Source organism: Pseudomonas sp. JQ36 (assembly GCF_053851495.1).
Window position 1 is genome coordinate 4,667,509 of the sequence record NZ_CM132642.1, and the last position, 14,620, is coordinate 4,682,128.

15 protein-coding genes are annotated in these 14,620 nt (G+C 60.0%); all 15 read right to left on the reverse strand.

Annotated features, from left to right (window positions below; genetic code table 11):
- Nucleotides 1–876 carry a type IVB secretion system protein IcmH/DotU gene (icmH, locus tag ACS4NR_RS21120; protein ID WP_003229559.1) on the reverse strand — a complete coding sequence of 292 codons (876 nt, stop codon included), beginning with the start codon at nucleotides 874–876 and terminating at the stop codon, nucleotides 1–3.
- Between the two features lie 5 nt (nucleotides 877–881).
- Entirely contained in the window at nucleotides 882–2,213 is a 1,332-nt protein-coding gene (gene tssK / locus ACS4NR_RS21125) for a type VI secretion system baseplate subunit TssK (RefSeq protein ID WP_007962327.1), read from the reverse strand.
- A 2-nt stretch (nucleotides 2,214–2,215) separates the two neighbouring features.
- Nucleotides 2,216–2,716 (reverse strand): type VI secretion system lipoprotein TssJ, encoded by a 501-nt coding sequence (gene tssJ, locus ACS4NR_RS21130; protein WP_007962325.1) that lies wholly within the window; start codon nucleotides 2,714–2,716, stop codon nucleotides 2,216–2,218.
- Between the two features lie 5 nt (nucleotides 2,717–2,721).
- Nucleotides 2,722–3,915: a type VI secretion system-associated FHA domain protein TagH gene (gene tagH / locus ACS4NR_RS21135; protein ID WP_095137718.1), complete on the reverse strand. Its 1,194-nt coding sequence runs from the start codon at nucleotides 3,913–3,915 to the stop codon at nucleotides 2,722–2,724.
- 18 nt (nucleotides 3,916–3,933) lie between these two features.
- On the reverse strand, nucleotides 3,934–4,074 hold the full coding sequence (locus tag ACS4NR_RS21140; RefSeq protein ID WP_003229566.1) for a hypothetical protein: 141 nt from the start codon (nucleotides 4,072–4,074) through the stop codon (nucleotides 3,934–3,936).
- Nucleotides 4,075–4,407: 333 nt separating this feature from the next.
- Complete coding sequence (locus ACS4NR_RS21145; protein WP_095137720.1) at nucleotides 4,408–5,928, reverse strand: sigma-54 interaction domain-containing protein; 1,521 nt, start codon at nucleotides 5,926–5,928, stop codon at nucleotides 4,408–4,410.
- Nucleotides 5,929–5,938: 10 nt separating this feature from the next.
- A complete protein-coding gene (gene tssH, locus ACS4NR_RS21150) occupies nucleotides 5,939–8,596 on the reverse strand; it encodes a type VI secretion system ATPase TssH (RefSeq protein ID WP_456018248.1) in 2,658 nt (885 codons plus the stop codon).
- Between the two features lie 11 nt (nucleotides 8,597–8,607).
- Complete coding sequence (gene tssG / locus ACS4NR_RS21155; RefSeq protein ID WP_041071592.1) at nucleotides 8,608–9,615, reverse strand: type VI secretion system baseplate subunit TssG; 1,008 nt, start codon at nucleotides 9,613–9,615, stop codon at nucleotides 8,608–8,610.
- Nucleotides 9,579–11,366 (reverse strand): type VI secretion system baseplate subunit TssF, encoded by a 1,788-nt coding sequence (tssF, locus tag ACS4NR_RS21160; RefSeq protein WP_007962320.1) that lies wholly within the window; start codon nucleotides 11,364–11,366, stop codon nucleotides 9,579–9,581. Before tssF ends, tssG begins: the two co-directional genes overlap by 37 nt.
- Before the next feature lie 69 nt (nucleotides 11,367–11,435).
- Nucleotides 11,436–11,858 (reverse strand): hypothetical protein, encoded by a 423-nt coding sequence (locus ACS4NR_RS21165; RefSeq protein ID WP_253149801.1) that lies wholly within the window; start codon nucleotides 11,856–11,858, stop codon nucleotides 11,436–11,438.
- 7 nt (nucleotides 11,859–11,865) lie between these two features.
- A complete protein-coding gene (locus ACS4NR_RS21170) occupies nucleotides 11,866–12,303 on the reverse strand; it encodes a hypothetical protein (protein ID WP_253149800.1) in 438 nt (145 codons plus the stop codon).
- A gap of 17 nt (nucleotides 12,304–12,320) precedes the next feature.
- Complete coding sequence (locus ACS4NR_RS21175; protein WP_253149799.1) at nucleotides 12,321–12,734, reverse strand: hypothetical protein; 414 nt, start codon at nucleotides 12,732–12,734, stop codon at nucleotides 12,321–12,323.
- A 32-nt stretch (nucleotides 12,735–12,766) separates the two neighbouring features.
- The gene (locus ACS4NR_RS21180) at nucleotides 12,767–13,687 is read right to left on the reverse strand and encodes a hypothetical protein (RefSeq protein ID WP_253149798.1); all 921 of its coding nucleotides are present in this window, start codon (nucleotides 13,685–13,687) and stop codon (nucleotides 12,767–12,769) included.
- Entirely contained in the window at nucleotides 13,680–14,198 is a 519-nt protein-coding gene (locus tag ACS4NR_RS21185) for a PAAR domain-containing protein (protein ID WP_456018249.1), read from the reverse strand. Before ACS4NR_RS21185 ends, ACS4NR_RS21180 begins: the two co-directional genes overlap by 8 nt.
- 11 nt (nucleotides 14,199–14,209) lie before the next feature.
- Complete coding sequence (gene tssE / locus ACS4NR_RS21190; RefSeq protein ID WP_007920274.1) at nucleotides 14,210–14,617, reverse strand: type VI secretion system baseplate subunit TssE; 408 nt, start codon at nucleotides 14,615–14,617, stop codon at nucleotides 14,210–14,212.
- Between the last annotated feature and the right edge of the window lie 3 nt (nucleotides 14,618–14,620).

The window sequence follows — 14,620 nt, forward strand, 5'->3', positions numbered from 1 at the left end:
TTACGGCTGCGACTGCGGTTGAACCGCGGCCGGATCAAGCGGCTGATAAGGTTGCAGAACGGTGTCGCGCTGTTCGCCCAGGACCCAGGCGAAGCCCGAATACATCACCACCAGGCAGACCAACGTGAACAGCACCACCATCCACGCCGGCACGATGCGCACCAGGTTGCGGCGCTGATCGTTGAGGCCTTCCCAGTGCGGCGACAACTCGCGCGGCACGTCGCCACGCAACTGACGGATCTGCCGGTACAGGGCGTCGCGGATGCCTTCAAGCTCAAGCATGCCACGCGCCTGCACGCGGTACTTGCCCTCGAAACCGAGGGACAGGCACAGGTACATCAGCTCAAGCATCGGCAGGTGCTTGACCGGGTTCTTCGACAACCGATCAAGCAGTTGGAAGAACTTCTCGCCACCGAAGGTTTCGTTGTGGAAGCTGCTGAGCAGGCTCATCTGCGACCACTCGCTTTCGTTGCCCCACGGCGTGGTCACGACGGCTTCGTCGACCACGGTGCAGAGCACGTAACGCGCGGCCATCACCTGGCTGCTTTCGGCGCCGTTGTGCAGGGCGCGCACTTCAAACAGCTTGAGCCCGGCGGTCAGGCGCTCGTTGAGCGCGTACAAATCTTCGCGGGTTTCGCTGTGCTTGAGGCGCACCACTTCCGAGAGCAGTTCGGACGACGCCGCCACCAGCGAATTCAGGCTGATGTTGAACGCTTCCGCAGGACGCAGGCGCGCGGCGTAGATCATCCGTTCTTCCAGTTGCTCGAAGCGCGGCGGCGCGGCGAAGTCGGTCAGCGGACTGGCTGCCGGTCCGTGGCCCTGACGATCGAGCAGGACGGTTTTGTCGTCCTGGTTGTAATCCGTTTCCTTGATCATGGCGGTCAGTTCCTGATGGCCCAGAATTTCAGTTCAAGCTCGGCGAATTCGCCGGACACGTGGAACGCGAAGCCGCCGGAGCGCTCGAGTTGCGCCAGGTCTTCGGAACTGAGTTCGAGGATGAAGTAGGTTTTGTTCGAGTGGAACGCGATCTGCCGCGGGGCCACCGGCAACGGTTTGACCTTGATCCCCGGCAGGTGCAGGTTGACCAGTTGGCGGATGCGCTCCACCGGGCCGACCTTGAGGTGCGCCGGCAAGCGGTGGCGCAGTTCTTCGGAGTCGCAGTTGGCACTTGCCGCCAGCACGAACGACGCCGAGCCGAGCAGTTTGTGGTCGTGCAACGGCGACACGATGATGCCGTACTGACGCGCCTGCAGGATCAGCTCGATGGCGTGCTGTTCGAGCACCATCGACAGCACCTGACGAATCGCTTCCATCAGTTTGCGGAAGCTCGCGCCCTGATCGGCGTGGGAATAGCGGCTGTCCAGACGCGGGCGCTTGCTGTCGCTGGAGAAGGTCGCCAGATCGCCGAGCATGGTCAGCAGCGTGCGGTACAACTCTTCCGGGTGCACCTGCTCCAGACCGAGGTAGTGGCGCAGCAGCAGTTCGGTACGGTTGATCAGTTGCAGCATCATGAAGTCGCCGACTTCCGCACCGCCGACCTTGCCGTTGGAGCGAATCCGCTCGGCAATCGTGTCGCCACGGTGGTTGAGCATGCTGATGACTTCTTTGAGGCACGACAGCAGATAGCTGGACGCATGGGCCTGGATGTAGGTCGGCACGAAATCCGGGTCGAGGCTGATCACGCCATCAGGCGTGGTGTCGAGTACGTCGCAGATCTTCAGCTTCACGTAGGCCTGATCGCTCTGCTGCTCGCCGAGCAACAGTTTGAAATCCGGGCGACCACAGCTGACCTGGCTGGCGGAATCATCGCCGGCGTTGGAGTCGGCCACTTCGGCGTCGTACGCGGTGTACCGCGCGAGCACGTCGGACTGCTCCGGACGGCGCGCCTCGATGTGGTTACCGGTGACCAACGGCAGCGCCAGGTAAATCGGCGTGTTACCGGTGTTCGGCGGTACGTCCAGCGCCAGCGGCTCGGTGTTGCCGCCGAGTTCGAACAGGCTGCCGTCCGGCAGGATCCCCGAGGCGGCACTGATCACCAGTTTGCCCATGTTGAGGAACTGCAGGTCGATCTCCAGATTGAGAAAACCCCAGGTGTAGCCACCCAGCAACTGGGTGCGGGTTTTCATCTGGTGATCGTAGTAGCGATCGTTGTGCTGGAAGTGCTGCGGCCGCAGCAACATGCCTTCCTGCCAAATGACTTTATGGGTATTCATGTTCAGTCATCCGCCTTGGCGAGCGCTTCATGGGTGTTGCGGATCCCGGCCTGATCCAGGGTCAGATCGGCTTCGGTCAGCTCCAGCGGGGTGACCTGAACGGTGTAGCGCCACTTGGTTTCCGGCAGATCGCGGTACGCAGCGAGGACGCCGACGTAGCGGCTGCCCTCCTCCACGCTGAGTTTCATTTCCACGGTTTCACCCGGGCGCAGTTCGAGTTCTTCGCTGGCCACCAGATCCGGGTTGAGGGATTCCTTGGCGCGCTCGTAGAGGCTGAAGAAATCAGCGTTCTCGAAGGTCACCGGGTGCTTGAGCTCGAACAGGCGCACCACGATCGGCGAAGGACGGCCGTTGAGGTCCGGGTTGAGCTGATCGCTGCCGGTCAGCTTCAGGTTGATCTTGGTCACTTTCGAGTACGGCGACAGCGACGAGCAACCGGCGAGCAGCACCAGCACGGTGAGCGCAGTCAGCGTCTTGAAAAAAGCGGTCGAGCGGCGAGACATGCGCATCATCCTTGGTGGTCGGTGTGGAGGGTGGAGATCAGGCGGATCTGTTCTTCGTAGGCCTGGGCGAAGTCGCGGGCCAGCAGACGCTCGCTCCAGTCATCGTCCTGACGCAGGGCCTGGTGGTACCGGCCGAACGCTCTCCAGCGCCCGCCCGAGGTGGCGATCAACGGCTTGTTGTCGCGCTCGAAACGCAGGGTCAGCTGTTCCGGCGAGAAGTGCTCCAGCGTGCCGCGCACGGCGGCGCGGCTGGCGGTCAGCAAGGCCACCTGGTGCGCCTGCAGATCGCGGAACGCGCGGGAGATCGCCTGCTCGGCCGGGAGATGACCGGGCTTGTGCGGCTGCAACAGAATCTCCAGCGCTTCGCTCGGATCGACGGCGAATTTCAGCGGGTTCTTGTTGGTGCCTTGCACGGTGGTCTGGGCCAGACGCAGTTCGTTTTTCAGCTCCGAACGAGTGCGCAGGCTCTGCTGCAATCCGCCGATGCTCTGCCGCAGCAGACGCGCGGCGTTGAGTGCCAAGGCTTCGCGGGCGTCGTGATCGAGGCCTTTGAGATCCACGCCTAGCGCTGCGCCGAAATGCTCCCAGAAACCCTCGCTCTGACGCTCGACGACCTTCGGGGCCGGAGCAGGCTCGGGTTCAACCGGGGCAATAAGCTCCGGCACCATCAGGCTTTCCATGTCGATACGCGCATAGTCGGCGCGCTGACGGGAATCCTCGGGCTTGGCGGTCGGGGCCAACAGTTCGTCGATTTCCGAATAGACGCGCTCTTGCTGTTCGATCGCGTTCAACGGATCAAGGTCGAGAAACGCATCGTCCGGAATGATGCTGCCGGCGGCACGCGGACGGCCGACTTCACCGTCGAAGGTTGCCGGGTCACGCACCAGCCGCGCACGAATCTCGAAGTCGCCGAGCACGTAGGTACTGCCGTGCTCGATACGCACCGGTTCGCCCTTGTGCAGGCGTGCGCCGCTGTCGCCGTCCTGGACCCCGTTGCTGCTGGTGTCGGTGAGGAAAAACGTGCCTTCGCGGTAGCTGACAATCGCGTGGTGATTGGACAGATGCCGCTTGCGGTCAGGAATGATCCAGTCGCAGTCCTCGCCCCGCCCGATTACGCCGCCGGCCTGTTTGAAGGTCTTCTGGCACAACTCGGTGGGCACGAACTGCTTGGTGTTCAGCATTTCGAAAACCAATTCCATGTTTGATGCTCCTTGCGGTCACTTGCCGCGATTGACCGCTTGCGGGTCACCCAACGGGCGATAGTCGTTGTCGTTGAATTTGTAATTGCCGCTACAGCCGCCAAGGCCGCATAGAACGACGAGGGTCAGCAGGACAGCGTGCCAGTGACGAACAGACATCAGAGGGTCTCCAGGGGTAGACAAAGCACAAAGCGCCGACCCTTGCGGGCGGCGCTGAAATTAATTCTTTGGGTAGTCTCGAAGGCTCTACATCGGGGCCTTCGAGCCATCACAAGGGATATACCGATCCTCTGTGGCGAGGGAGCTTGCTCCCGCCGGGCTGCGAAGCGGCCCCGAAACCAGACGCTGCGCTGCATCAGGGAAACCGGGCTCTGCGGGTTGCGACTGCTGCGCAGCCGAGCGGGAGCAAGCTCCCTCGCCACAGGTAATCTGCCAGCCCCAAGCAAATCATTGGCCACAGGAATACGGCTCGACGCAGCGATCAATTTCAGGTCAGCCATCGAAGTCACCCAAATTGATATTCAACCGCCCGAGGCGGTACAGCAGCGTGCGGCGCGGCAGGCCCAGTTCGCGGGCGGCGAGGGTCTGGTTGCCGTCGTTCTTGCGCAGGCAATCGAGCAACAGCGTGCGTTCGACTTTCTCCAGGCGCTCGCGCAGATTCAGGCCGCTGTGGTCTTCGGGCATCGGCTCCATGCGCAGGGAGAAATGCTCGGCCAGCAACTCGCCGCCCTCGCACAACAACACTGCGCGTTCGACCAGTGCCTTGAGTTCGCGCACGTTGCCGGGGAAGGTGTAACCGGACAGGTGTTCCAGCGCCGCGCTCGACCAGCGCACCGGATCACGCTGCAAATACGCGCAGGTCTTCTCGGCAAAGTGCTGAGCCAGTTCGAGGATGTCACCTTCGCGCTGACGCAGGGCCGGCAGCTCGATCGGGAATTGTGCGAGGCGGTAATACAAGTCCTCGCGGAATTTGCCTTCGCTGACCAGCGTCGACAGATCGCGGTGCGTCGCGGCGATGATGCGCACGTCGATCTTGTGCGTGTCGTTGGAACCCAGCGGGCGAATCTCGCCCTCCTGCAACACCCGCAGAATCTTCGCTTGCAACGACAGCGGCATGTCGCCGATCTCGTCGAGCAACAGCGTGCCGCCGTTAGCCGCATCGAACAGCCCCGCGCGGTCACGGTCAGCGCCGGTGAACGCACCCTTGCGATAGCCGAACAGCTCGCTTTCCAGCAGGTTTTCCGGGACGGCCGCGCAGTTCTGCACGATGAACGCCTGAGAGCGGCGCGGGCCGCAATCGTGAATCGCCCGGGCCACAACTTCCTTGCCGGTGCCGGTCTCGCCACGCAGCAGCACGGTGTACGGGCTGTGCAGGACTTTGCTGATCAGCGAGTGGGTCTGGCGCATGGCGGCGCTTTTGCCGATCAGGCCATAGCCGTTGATGCTTGGCACACTGCGCGCCACCGTGGTCGATTCTGCCGGCGGCTGGCGCAGACGCTGCAGCAAGTGCAGCTGACCAAGAACAAACGAGCCGAGCTGGCCAAGGGAATCAGCAAAACCCTGCAGGTCGACGTGACGGCGACTGGCGCACAGCAGCAGGCCTTCAACCGCCTTCTGCTGATTGACCAGCGGCACGCACAGCAGCGATTGCCAGCGGCCGGTGGTGGCCGGCAGGAAACTGGTTTCGTGCAGGCTGGCGCCCAGATCATCGAGGCACACCACGCGGTTCTGGCACAGGGCGAACTGCAGCAGTTGTTCACCGTTGTAGTCCGCCGGCAGGCTGGTGGCGGCGCGCGGTTGCAGCGCGCCGTCGAGGCATTCGGCGTTCATCCCCAGACAGGTGTGGGTGGCGTCGAGCAGGTACAGCTGGGTCAGTTCGCAACCGCTCAGTTCGGCCAGCCCACGCACGAAGTCACCCAGCAGCGCAGCACCGTCCGCCGCGCGCGACAGGCTGGCGAACTGCGCCAGCAAGGCTTCGGCATAGACCAGTGGCTGCGGCACTTGAGTGAACATCACACCCACCTCAGGCGAACTCGCACGTCACGCTGGCGTTGCCGTCGAGCGTGGCATGCACACGCTTGAGGCTTTCACCGGTGGCCATCGCATCGAGCAAGCGGTCGGCCACCAGCGGCAGCACGTGCTGATCGAGCAGATGGTCGATCAGACGCGCACCGCTTTCGCTTTGCGTGCAGCGCTCGGACAGATGATCGACGAGGTTCTGGCACCAGCTGAAATCCAGCTGACGACGGTTGAGACGCTCGCCCAGACGACCAAGTTTGATCTCGATCAGCTCGCGCAGCACCGGGCCGCCCACCGGGTAGTACGGCACCACTTTCATCCGCGCCAGCAGCGCCGGTTTGAAGTGTTTGCTCAGCACCGGGCGAATGGTCTCTTCGAGCAGCTCGGCGGTCGGGCGGGCGCCGTCTTCGCAGAGGTCGCTGATCTTGTCGCTACCGAGGTTCGAGGTCATCAGGATCAAGGTGTTGCGGAAGTCGATCTCGCGACCTTCGCCGTCGTTGGCCACGCCCTTGTCGAAGATCTGGTAGAACAGGTTAAGCACGTCCGGATCGGCCTTTTCGACTTCATCGAGCAGCACCACCGAGTACGGCTTCTGGCGCACCGCCTCGGTGAGCATGCCGCCCTCGCCATAACCGACGTAGCCCGGTGGCGCACCGATCAGACGCGAGACGGTGTGCTTCTCCTGGAATTCGGACATGTTGATGGTGGTGATGAAACGGTCGCCGCCGTACAGCAGGTCAGCCAGGGCCAGCGCGGTTTCGGTCTTGCCGACGCCGCTTGGGCCGACCAGCAGGAACACGCCGACCGGTGCGTCAGGCTTGTTCAGGCCGGCGGCAGTGGCGCGCATCGAGCGATCCAGTGCGTGCACGGCTTGTTCCTGACCCCGGATGCGCGTGCGCAGGTCGGTGGCGAAACTCGCGACTTTGGCGTTGTGTTCGCGGGCCAGTTGCGCCAGCGGCACGCCGGTCCAGGCGCTGATCACTTCGGCCACCAGACGCGGGCAGACTTCGAAGCTGACCAGACGTTCTTTGACTTGAGCAGCGGTCAGAGCGCTGTGGGTCTGGTGCAGTTCGGCTTCCAGCGCTTCAACGCTCTGGCCTTCCTCGACCTCGGCGGCGATGGTTTCGATCACCGTGCCTTCGACGTCTTCTTCAACGCTGACGGCCGGCTCTACGGCAGCAGCTTCACGGGCCTTGGCCAGTTGCTGACGCAGTTCCAGCAGGCGCTCGGCCAACTGCTTCTGTTCGGTCCACAGACTTTCCAGTGCGACCATTTCGCTTTCGGCTTCGTCGAGCCGCGCTTCCAGCGCATCCAGCGCTTCGTGGTCGATCAGCAGACCGGCTTCGGCATCGCGGCGCAGAGCCTGACGTTGACGGCCACCTTCGGCCAGTTCGCCACGCAGGCGTTCGAGGCTTTCCGGGGCAGCGGCGAGGCTGATGCGCACACGGGCACATGCGGTGTCGAGTACGTCGACGGCTTTGTCCGGCAGCTGGCGACCGGCCAGATAGCGCGCGGACAATTCCGCCGCCGAGACCACCGCGTCATCCCGCAGGTAGATGCCGTGGCTCTTCTCGTAGACCTGCGCCAGACCACGGAGAATGGTCACCGCTTCGCTGACGGTCGGTTCGTGCAACTGCACCGGTTGGAAACGACGGGCCAGCGCCGGGTCCTTCTCGAAGTATTTCTTGTACTCGGCCCAGGTGGTGGCGGCGATGGTGCGCAGTTCACCACGGGCCAGCGCCGGTTTCAGCAGGTTGGCCGCGTCGGAACCACCGGCATTGCCGCCCGCGCCGATCAGGGTGTGGGCTTCGTCGATGAACAGGATGATCGGTTTCGGCGAGGCTTTGACTTCGTCGATCACGCCTTTGAGGCGACGCTCGAATTCACCTTTGACGCTGGCGCCAGCCTGCAGCAGGCCCATGTCCAGCGACAGCAGCTCGACGCCCTTGAGCACCTGCGGCACTTCACCGGCAGCGATGCGCGAGGCCAGGCCTTCGACGATGGCGGTCTTACCCACGCCAGCCTCGCCGACCACGATCGGGTTGTTCTTGCGGCGACGGGCGAGGATGTCGACCATCTGCCGAATCGCGCCATCGCGGCACAGCACCGGGTCGAGTTTGCCCTCGCGCGCCTGCTGGGTCAGGTTGTGGGTGAAGCGCTGCAACAGCGATTCGCCCTGCGCCGCTGGCTTGCCGTTGGCCGCAGGTTGCTCCTGTTGCGACAGGGCAAATTCCTTCAGGCGATCGATGTTCAACTTGGCGAGCAGCGGCTGATAACGGCTGCCGGCGTAGCGCATCGGGTTGCGCAGCAGCGCGAGGATCAGCGCAGCGTCTTCGACCTGGGTCTGGCCCAGTTCGAGGTTCGCCACCAGCAGCGCGTCTTGCAGCCACTGCACCAGTTCCGGGGCGAACACCGGGTTGCGCGAGGCGCTGTGTTCAACGCGAGATTGCAGTGCGGCGCTCAGTTCACCGGCGTCGACATCCGCATCCTGCAGCGCGCGCGACAGCAAGCCGTTCGGACGCTCCAGCAGACCCAGCAGCAGGTCTTCGACGAGGATCTTGCTGCCGCCACGGGCCACGCAACGTTCGGCCGAACGTTCCAGGTCACGACGGGTTTCGGCGTCCAGCGCCTGGATGAGTTGTTGCAGGTCTACGTTGATCATGGCTCACGTCCTTAATGAATTTTGCTGCCCAGGGTGACCACGCCGTCTGCTTTTTCGCAGCCCAGCCAACTGGTCCATCCCAGGCGACAGTCGTTCTTCTCACCAATGCGCAGTTCGCGGATTTCTTCCGGGCGCAGCACCAGGCGAATGTCGTAATCGAGCGGGTCACGCAAGGTGAACCGCACCAGCGCGCACAGCGGCTGGTAACCGAAACCGATCGGCAGGAATTCGTGGAATCGCTCCCAGTCGAGTTCGGTGATGTGAATGCGGAATTTGCCGCTGCGGTCGCGCACCCGCTCGCCCAGCACCAGGTCTTCACCGAGCAGGCTGTTGGCGCGACCGAGGCGGTTGCGCTGCTCGTCGAGGATCTCCACGCGGCGCTCGATGCACTGCTCGATGACCAGGTCTTCGTGCTTGAAGTAGTAACGCAGCACGGCTTCGATCAGCGCCGCCGAGTGCGCACGCAAGCTGAGCAGCCCGAGGTATGGCAGCAGGCGCTTCCAGTTCAGTTCCTTGGCCTTGCGGATCTCGTCGCCACCCAGACCGATCAGCGCGAACAGCTGCGAGGAGAACGGGTCGATCGCGCCGCTCTGGAAACTGGCGCGATAACGGTATTTGCGCCAGATCGGCAGCATCAGCCGTTGCAGGCGATGGTGGAACAGGTCGAGGAAGTTACGCGTCGGGTTGCCGTCCTCGCTGTCGCCCAACGCTTGCTCGCCATAGAACGCCGGCAGCGGCGAACCGGAGCCGACCAGGCCGATCAGGTTGAAACGCATGCGCGCGCGCATTTGCCCGTGCTCTTCGAAAAACTCCACGCGATCAACGTCGCTGCGCGGAAAGCCCAGGCTCGGGTTGGCCTGAAACTCCACCTGATCGTACAGATCGTCTTCGCTCAGGTACGGGTGCGCCTCGCGCAGCCGGTCGATCACCAGCAGCACGGCCTGAAACAGCGAGTACTCGCGTATTACCTTGGTCAGCCCGCTTAAAGCAGGGGCTGCAGGCCCATACGTGGTGTCCATTGGTACACCTCTCCCTGTGTGCTTTTTACCCGCAGCTCGTGGTACGAATTGAGACTGGCGTAAAGCGCGAAAAACTCGTTAAGAACCGAGGCGAAAACGAACAGATCGCCTTCGCCGATATACCCTTCCGGGTCGATGGTCAGTTCGGTGCGCAGACCGCGCACCGGCAAGCCACGGTGCAGCCGGTCGACGTGGTGGTGCTTGATGTGCTTGAGGCCGCCGAGCAGGCGTTTGCTGACCTTCTCCGCGTGCTGGTCGTAGTAGCGCGGCAGGTCGTAGGTTTCGAGAATCACCTTCAACGCGTTGACGTCGGCCAGCGACAGATAGTTGAGCGACATGTTGCTGATCAGCTTCCACAGGAAGTCACGGTTCAGCGGCGGCGCGAAGCTGGAAGTGGCCGGGGTGATGTTGCGGAAACTCAAGAACTCGGGCGTCTCTTCGCAGGCCATGCAGATGTCGCCGAGCTTGAGCTTGCGCGGCAGGTTCTGGTTGGTGCAGATCAGCTCGATCGACAGGGTTTCGTGGGCTTCGGTATGGCGGATGCCGAAGCTCAGGTAGGTGTCGAGGCCGTCATGCAGCAAGGACGAACGCTGGCGGATGCTGTAATGCGGACGGCTGTTGGGCACGTCGAAACTCGGGTCGTGCTCGAACGATTCGAACGGCACGTACTCTTGATAACCGAGGCCGCCGGGCTTCCAGCCGGTGACGGTTTCCACCGAAAACACGCCGCAGTTTTCCAGATCGTATTCCGCCGGCAGCAGCAGGTATTCATCCTGTTTGCCATCGAGGCGGATCGGCAGGGCGTCGTGGGCGAACAGGTTGGCAATCGGCGTGCAGAACAGCTTCACGTTATCCAGGGTCGGACGCATGCGCATGATCCCGCTCTTGCGGATATCGAAACGCAACTCCAGGCCGCGCATCTGCTTGAGCGTGTCTTCCGGCAGCGCCTTGAGGATGTCCAGACCGTTGACGTCGACGAACAGGAACTTGTCCTGGAAGGCGAAGTATTCCTGCAGGTAGCGATAGCCGCGGAAGGTGTTCAGCGGATACGGGATCAACGCTTCTTCTTCGGCAAAGCCCACTGGCTTGACCCGGTCACCGGGAATCTTGAACGCCATCGGCTTGCCCGCCACGCCATCGATCGGCTTGCCGGCGCCGTCGAGCGGGATCAGCTCGATGCCTTCCAGGTTGCGCAGCAGACTCAGGTAGAGCATCTGGCTGATGTAGCGCTCGCCGGCAAAATGCAGGCGCAGTTTGCTCAGTTCCAGCTCACCGAGGTGGCCGTCGGCGCTCATTTCCAGACGCAGGCTGAGCAGCGAACCGTCGCCCTTTACCGAATAGTTCAGCGCGGCCAGATCCAGCGGCAAGACTTCAGTCGGATAGCAGGTGCGGAAGCGGCAACGCACGTCTTCGATCGGTTTGCTTTCGATCGGCGTATCGCGCTCGACCACCAGCGCCGGCCCCGAACGCTTCAGCGGATCAAACTGCAGAATGCTGAACGCCGGCAGCGGGCGCATGTAGTTCGGCCACAGCAGTTGCATCAGCGAATGGCTGAGCTCGGGCAGCTCGTCATCGAGCTTCTGCCGCAGCCGCCCGGTGAGGAACGCAAAACCTTCCAGCAACCGCTCCACATCCGGATCCCGCCCGGCCTGGCCCAGGAACGGCGCCAACGCCGGACTACGCTCGGCGAAACGGCGACCGAGTTGGCGCAGTGCGGTGAGTTCGCTTTGGTAGTAGTGGTTAAAGGACACGGGTTACCTGCCTGGTAGTGGAACTCATGGAATAACTGTCCTGCGGATTACGCTTGATGTCCGACCTGATCATTGGATTGCACCTGCAGGCTGACTTGGCTGAATGCGACCTGCGATGTTTCGCAAAGCCCAACGCAACTCGATGACTTGAGTGGTGAGGATCGCCAGCAACGTGACGCAGCCTTGAGCTACGCCGTAAAACAGGGCTCTTAACGGGTTGTCGGGTAGCATCCAAAGCAGGATGAAGCCCACCATCAGAAAAAGGATGGCCAGCTTGGCGACCAGACCTGGAATCAGCGCAACGATCAGGTTGACGCCCAGAAAAATGTAAAACAGTGCGTAAGTCGCAATGCCGATGGCGACACCACGGCTGGTGAATCCGCCGTTAAAAAGCTTATAAGCATGCACAACCGCGTCATTCAAAAATGCATAAGCCACGCATCCAAGGGCGTGGATTAATAAGCATAGGGCGAGACGAACGTAGCTGTTCATACTGCTATCAATTTTCCAGAATCTCGTAGGGTGTATTACTGATGAACATATTCAACCAATGGCTTTCCCATTGAGGCATCGCTATCTCGAAAGTTTTCTTACTCTTATTAAAATATATCCATGCAATACCGACAGTTGACTCATTCTCTGACGCCCTCATGTCCAACGACTGAGTGTCATACAATGGGGTACGATAAACTTCTTGCGGATTTTGCCTGTCAATAACTCTCAAATAGGCCATTCCACCGAGGGTAAGAATTTTTCCAACCCGTACGTTTTCCATAACGTATCGACCGGAAGGGCTGATTACCGTCGAACTAGCAGGATAATTCCGCATGGCAAATACAACAAAAAATAATGAAACAGAAAACACCACAAACAATACAGCCACACAGAAAGCTGCCTTCCTGCGCTTATTAATATCAGGGACAGTCCCTTTTTTCATAGAGAAACCCTCCACAATCATCTTCCCCTGCCAGAGAACAGAGAAAACTTACTCATTAACTTGAAAAGAGAAATGGCAACAATGGACGCCAGCACACCAAAAAACAAAAAATAGGGTATATAGGCCAGCCACATAAATATCATTCCAAAACCAGCAGACCTGCCAGCTAACAAACACCCGACACCATACAAAACCCAAGGCGCACCATAAAACGGGATAAAAATTAACGGCGCCCACCAAGCAAGCCTTATTATTTCAGCCTCAGTTTTTGTAGAAATCACATGAGACGAAAATGCCGCAAATAAAATGTACGCCGCCAATCCGAAACCAAGAACGTAAACGAGAACAAATTGCTCTACTCCATCGCTTAGTGGTCTGGAAAAATAGAATGCGTCCACTGCCAACAGAATCGGCAACAAAATTGCGGGCATCCAAACAGCCACCTTGAAATAACTTGCATATGTCATTTCAACGTCGACTCTGTATTAGAATCCGGCATAGGTTCCTCCCAAATGCCCATCCAGCGGCCATCATTGGGGCTAAGATTGATAAAGAAATCGTTCCACTCTGTAATCGGGCGCATTTCAAGCTGCTCCTTTTTGAGTTTCCTTCTTCTCATCTCGTTTCCCAGCTGATCCTTAAAGTTCCCTTCATCATCCACTTCAATACGAATAGCCGAAGAGATCATTGGATATTTTTTATCACCAAATAAAGAAACGGCAGCGGCCCCTTTGCGTACGTGCACTCCAAGAAAAATCGACTTCCCAGTCGGATCAGAAATAAATGCCTCGCAGTTTGGAAAGCCATCACCGGAAATATAAGTAACAACATCCAGATGCTTTGCAACTCGATCTAGTGTCATTATTATTTTGTAACTGACATCCAGACTTGGTACAAACGTAAGGCCCGTGAGTTTTTTTGTCATCGCAGACATTGGAAACGCGTGATTCTCACCAGCATATCCGCCCTCTACCCAAACAGTAGTGACTGCGCCTTTTTCCGTTTTGATTGATGGCCAACTTCCACCTTTCGGCTTTAGTTCTGCATCGTAGTGGGTGTGCTCCGCGCCAGCCTTCCCGGAATCGTTCGACTCCGTCTGGGTATCTGTGACTTCATTTGATAGAAGCTTAACAAAGAACTTATGCCATACCCGTGAAGTTATTAGCGTACCTTGAACACCAGAGAGGCCGCTCGGCTTTAACGAAAAACCACGCGCATCGCCTTCAAAGTTAAAGCCGCTCCACCCAAATGTTTTACCCGGATGAAACGATCTTATATTGAACTCATAAGTTGATAACTTTGCTAGCTTTACGATCGCTACCTGCCCTTCAAGATTGGTAGAAGGCGTGGAAGGAGCCTGCGCCAAAGGCGTTGCGTTAGACATTTGCGACTCCTGCAGGAGTAAGCAGAGAAACTTTCAGTACTTGGGAAGCTTTGCCAGTACTAACGGCTTTGGTATGCCCGTTCGCGTCTGTCACACCCTCATAAACTTCACCTGACTCGGTCTCCAATCGGTAGCCATAATTTGCTACTGGATTACCCTCTTCATCCCGCAAAACAAAAAAATCATTGAAGTAGCCAGGCATTGGAACTGGCGGCACAAACGGCGCCGGCGAATGCGAATTACCGATAATCACCGTCCCGGAACCCGCCGTGACTTTGTTGCCATGGGCCCCCACTGAATCAACCGTGGCGGCAGGTTTGCCATTGATCAAAACCGTGGTCGCCAGATCGCCAACCAACGCACCACCACACGCCGAGGCATCGCCTTGGCGGGCGGCCGCGAGGCCGTCGAAGAACACGTCGCCGGAACCGGCGGCGATCGGGTTGGTACCGTGGCCAGGAAGTGGGCAAGCGGTGGGGTCGGATACGCGTGCTGCGGGTTTGCCAGACATCGGGAATCTCCTTAGGTGACCTTCACTTGACCGCTGCCATCCAGGCGCGCGGAAAAACTGACCTGACGCTTGAAACCCTCGACTTCCAGCAGGCCTTCGATGCTGAAGGCCAGCCGCAGCTGGTCGTGGTCACGCGGCAGGGAAATGACACGCACATTGCTCAGGCGCGGCTCGTAGGCTTCGATGAAGTTTTCGATGGCCAGACGGGCCTGACTCAGAGAGTCGTGCAGGCTCAGACGCATGTCATTGAGATCGGGCAACCCGTAGTCGGCCAGCGTTTGCACGCTGCCGGCCCGGGTGCTAAGCATTTTGGCCAGATGGGCAGCCACTGACGCCATGGCACAAGCCTCGAGGCTGTTGCCCTTGCGTAGTTGCGCGTCGCCGTTGAGGCGCTCGAACAGGCTGCCGTATCCGTCCATGAG

Bases quoted from the DNA above. Each gene is read 5' to 3' on its own strand.
- icmH (WP_003229559.1), bottom strand. From the start codon at position 876: ATGATCAAGGAAACGGATTACAACCAGGACGACAAAACCGTCCTGCTC.
- tssK (WP_007962327.1), bottom strand. From the start codon at position 2,213: ATGAATACCCATAAAGTCATTTGGCAGGAAGGCATGTTGCTGCGGCCG.
- tssJ (WP_007962325.1), bottom strand. From the start codon at position 2,716: ATGTCTCGCCGCTCGACCGCTTTTTTCAAGACGCTGACTGCGCTCACC.
- tagH (WP_095137718.1), bottom strand. From the start codon at position 3,915: ATGGAATTGGTTTTCGAAATGCTGAACACCAAGCAGTTCGTGCCCACC.
- ACS4NR_RS21140 (WP_003229566.1), bottom strand. From the start codon at position 4,074: ATGTCTGTTCGTCACTGGCACGCTGTCCTGCTGACCCTCGTCGTTCTA.
- ACS4NR_RS21145 (WP_095137720.1), bottom strand. From the start codon at position 5,928: ATGTTCACTCAAGTGCCGCAGCCACTGGTCTATGCCGAAGCCTTGCTG.
- tssH (WP_456018248.1), bottom strand. From the start codon at position 8,596: ATGATCAACGTAGACCTGCAACAACTCATCCAGGCGCTGGACGCCGAA.
- tssG (WP_041071592.1), bottom strand. From the start codon at position 9,615: ATGGACACCACGTATGGGCCTGCAGCCCCTGCTTTAAGCGGGCTGACC.
- ACS4NR_RS21165 (WP_253149801.1), bottom strand. From the start codon at position 11,858: ATGAACAGCTACGTTCGTCTCGCCCTATGCTTATTAATCCACGCCCTT.
- ACS4NR_RS21170 (WP_253149800.1), bottom strand. From the start codon at position 12,303: ATGAAAAAAGGGACTGTCCCTGATATTAATAAGCGCAGGAAGGCAGCT.
- ACS4NR_RS21175 (WP_253149799.1), bottom strand. From the start codon at position 12,734: ATGCCCGCAATTTTGTTGCCGATTCTGTTGGCAGTGGACGCATTCTAT.
- ACS4NR_RS21180 (WP_253149798.1), bottom strand. From the start codon at position 13,687: ATGTCTAACGCAACGCCTTTGGCGCAGGCTCCTTCCACGCCTTCTACC.
- ACS4NR_RS21185 (WP_456018249.1), bottom strand. From the start codon at position 14,198: ATGTCTGGCAAACCCGCAGCACGCGTATCCGACCCCACCGCTTGCCCA.
- tssE (WP_007920274.1), bottom strand. From the start codon at position 14,617: ATGGACGGATACGGCAGCCTGTTCGAGCGCCTCAACGGCGACGCGCAA.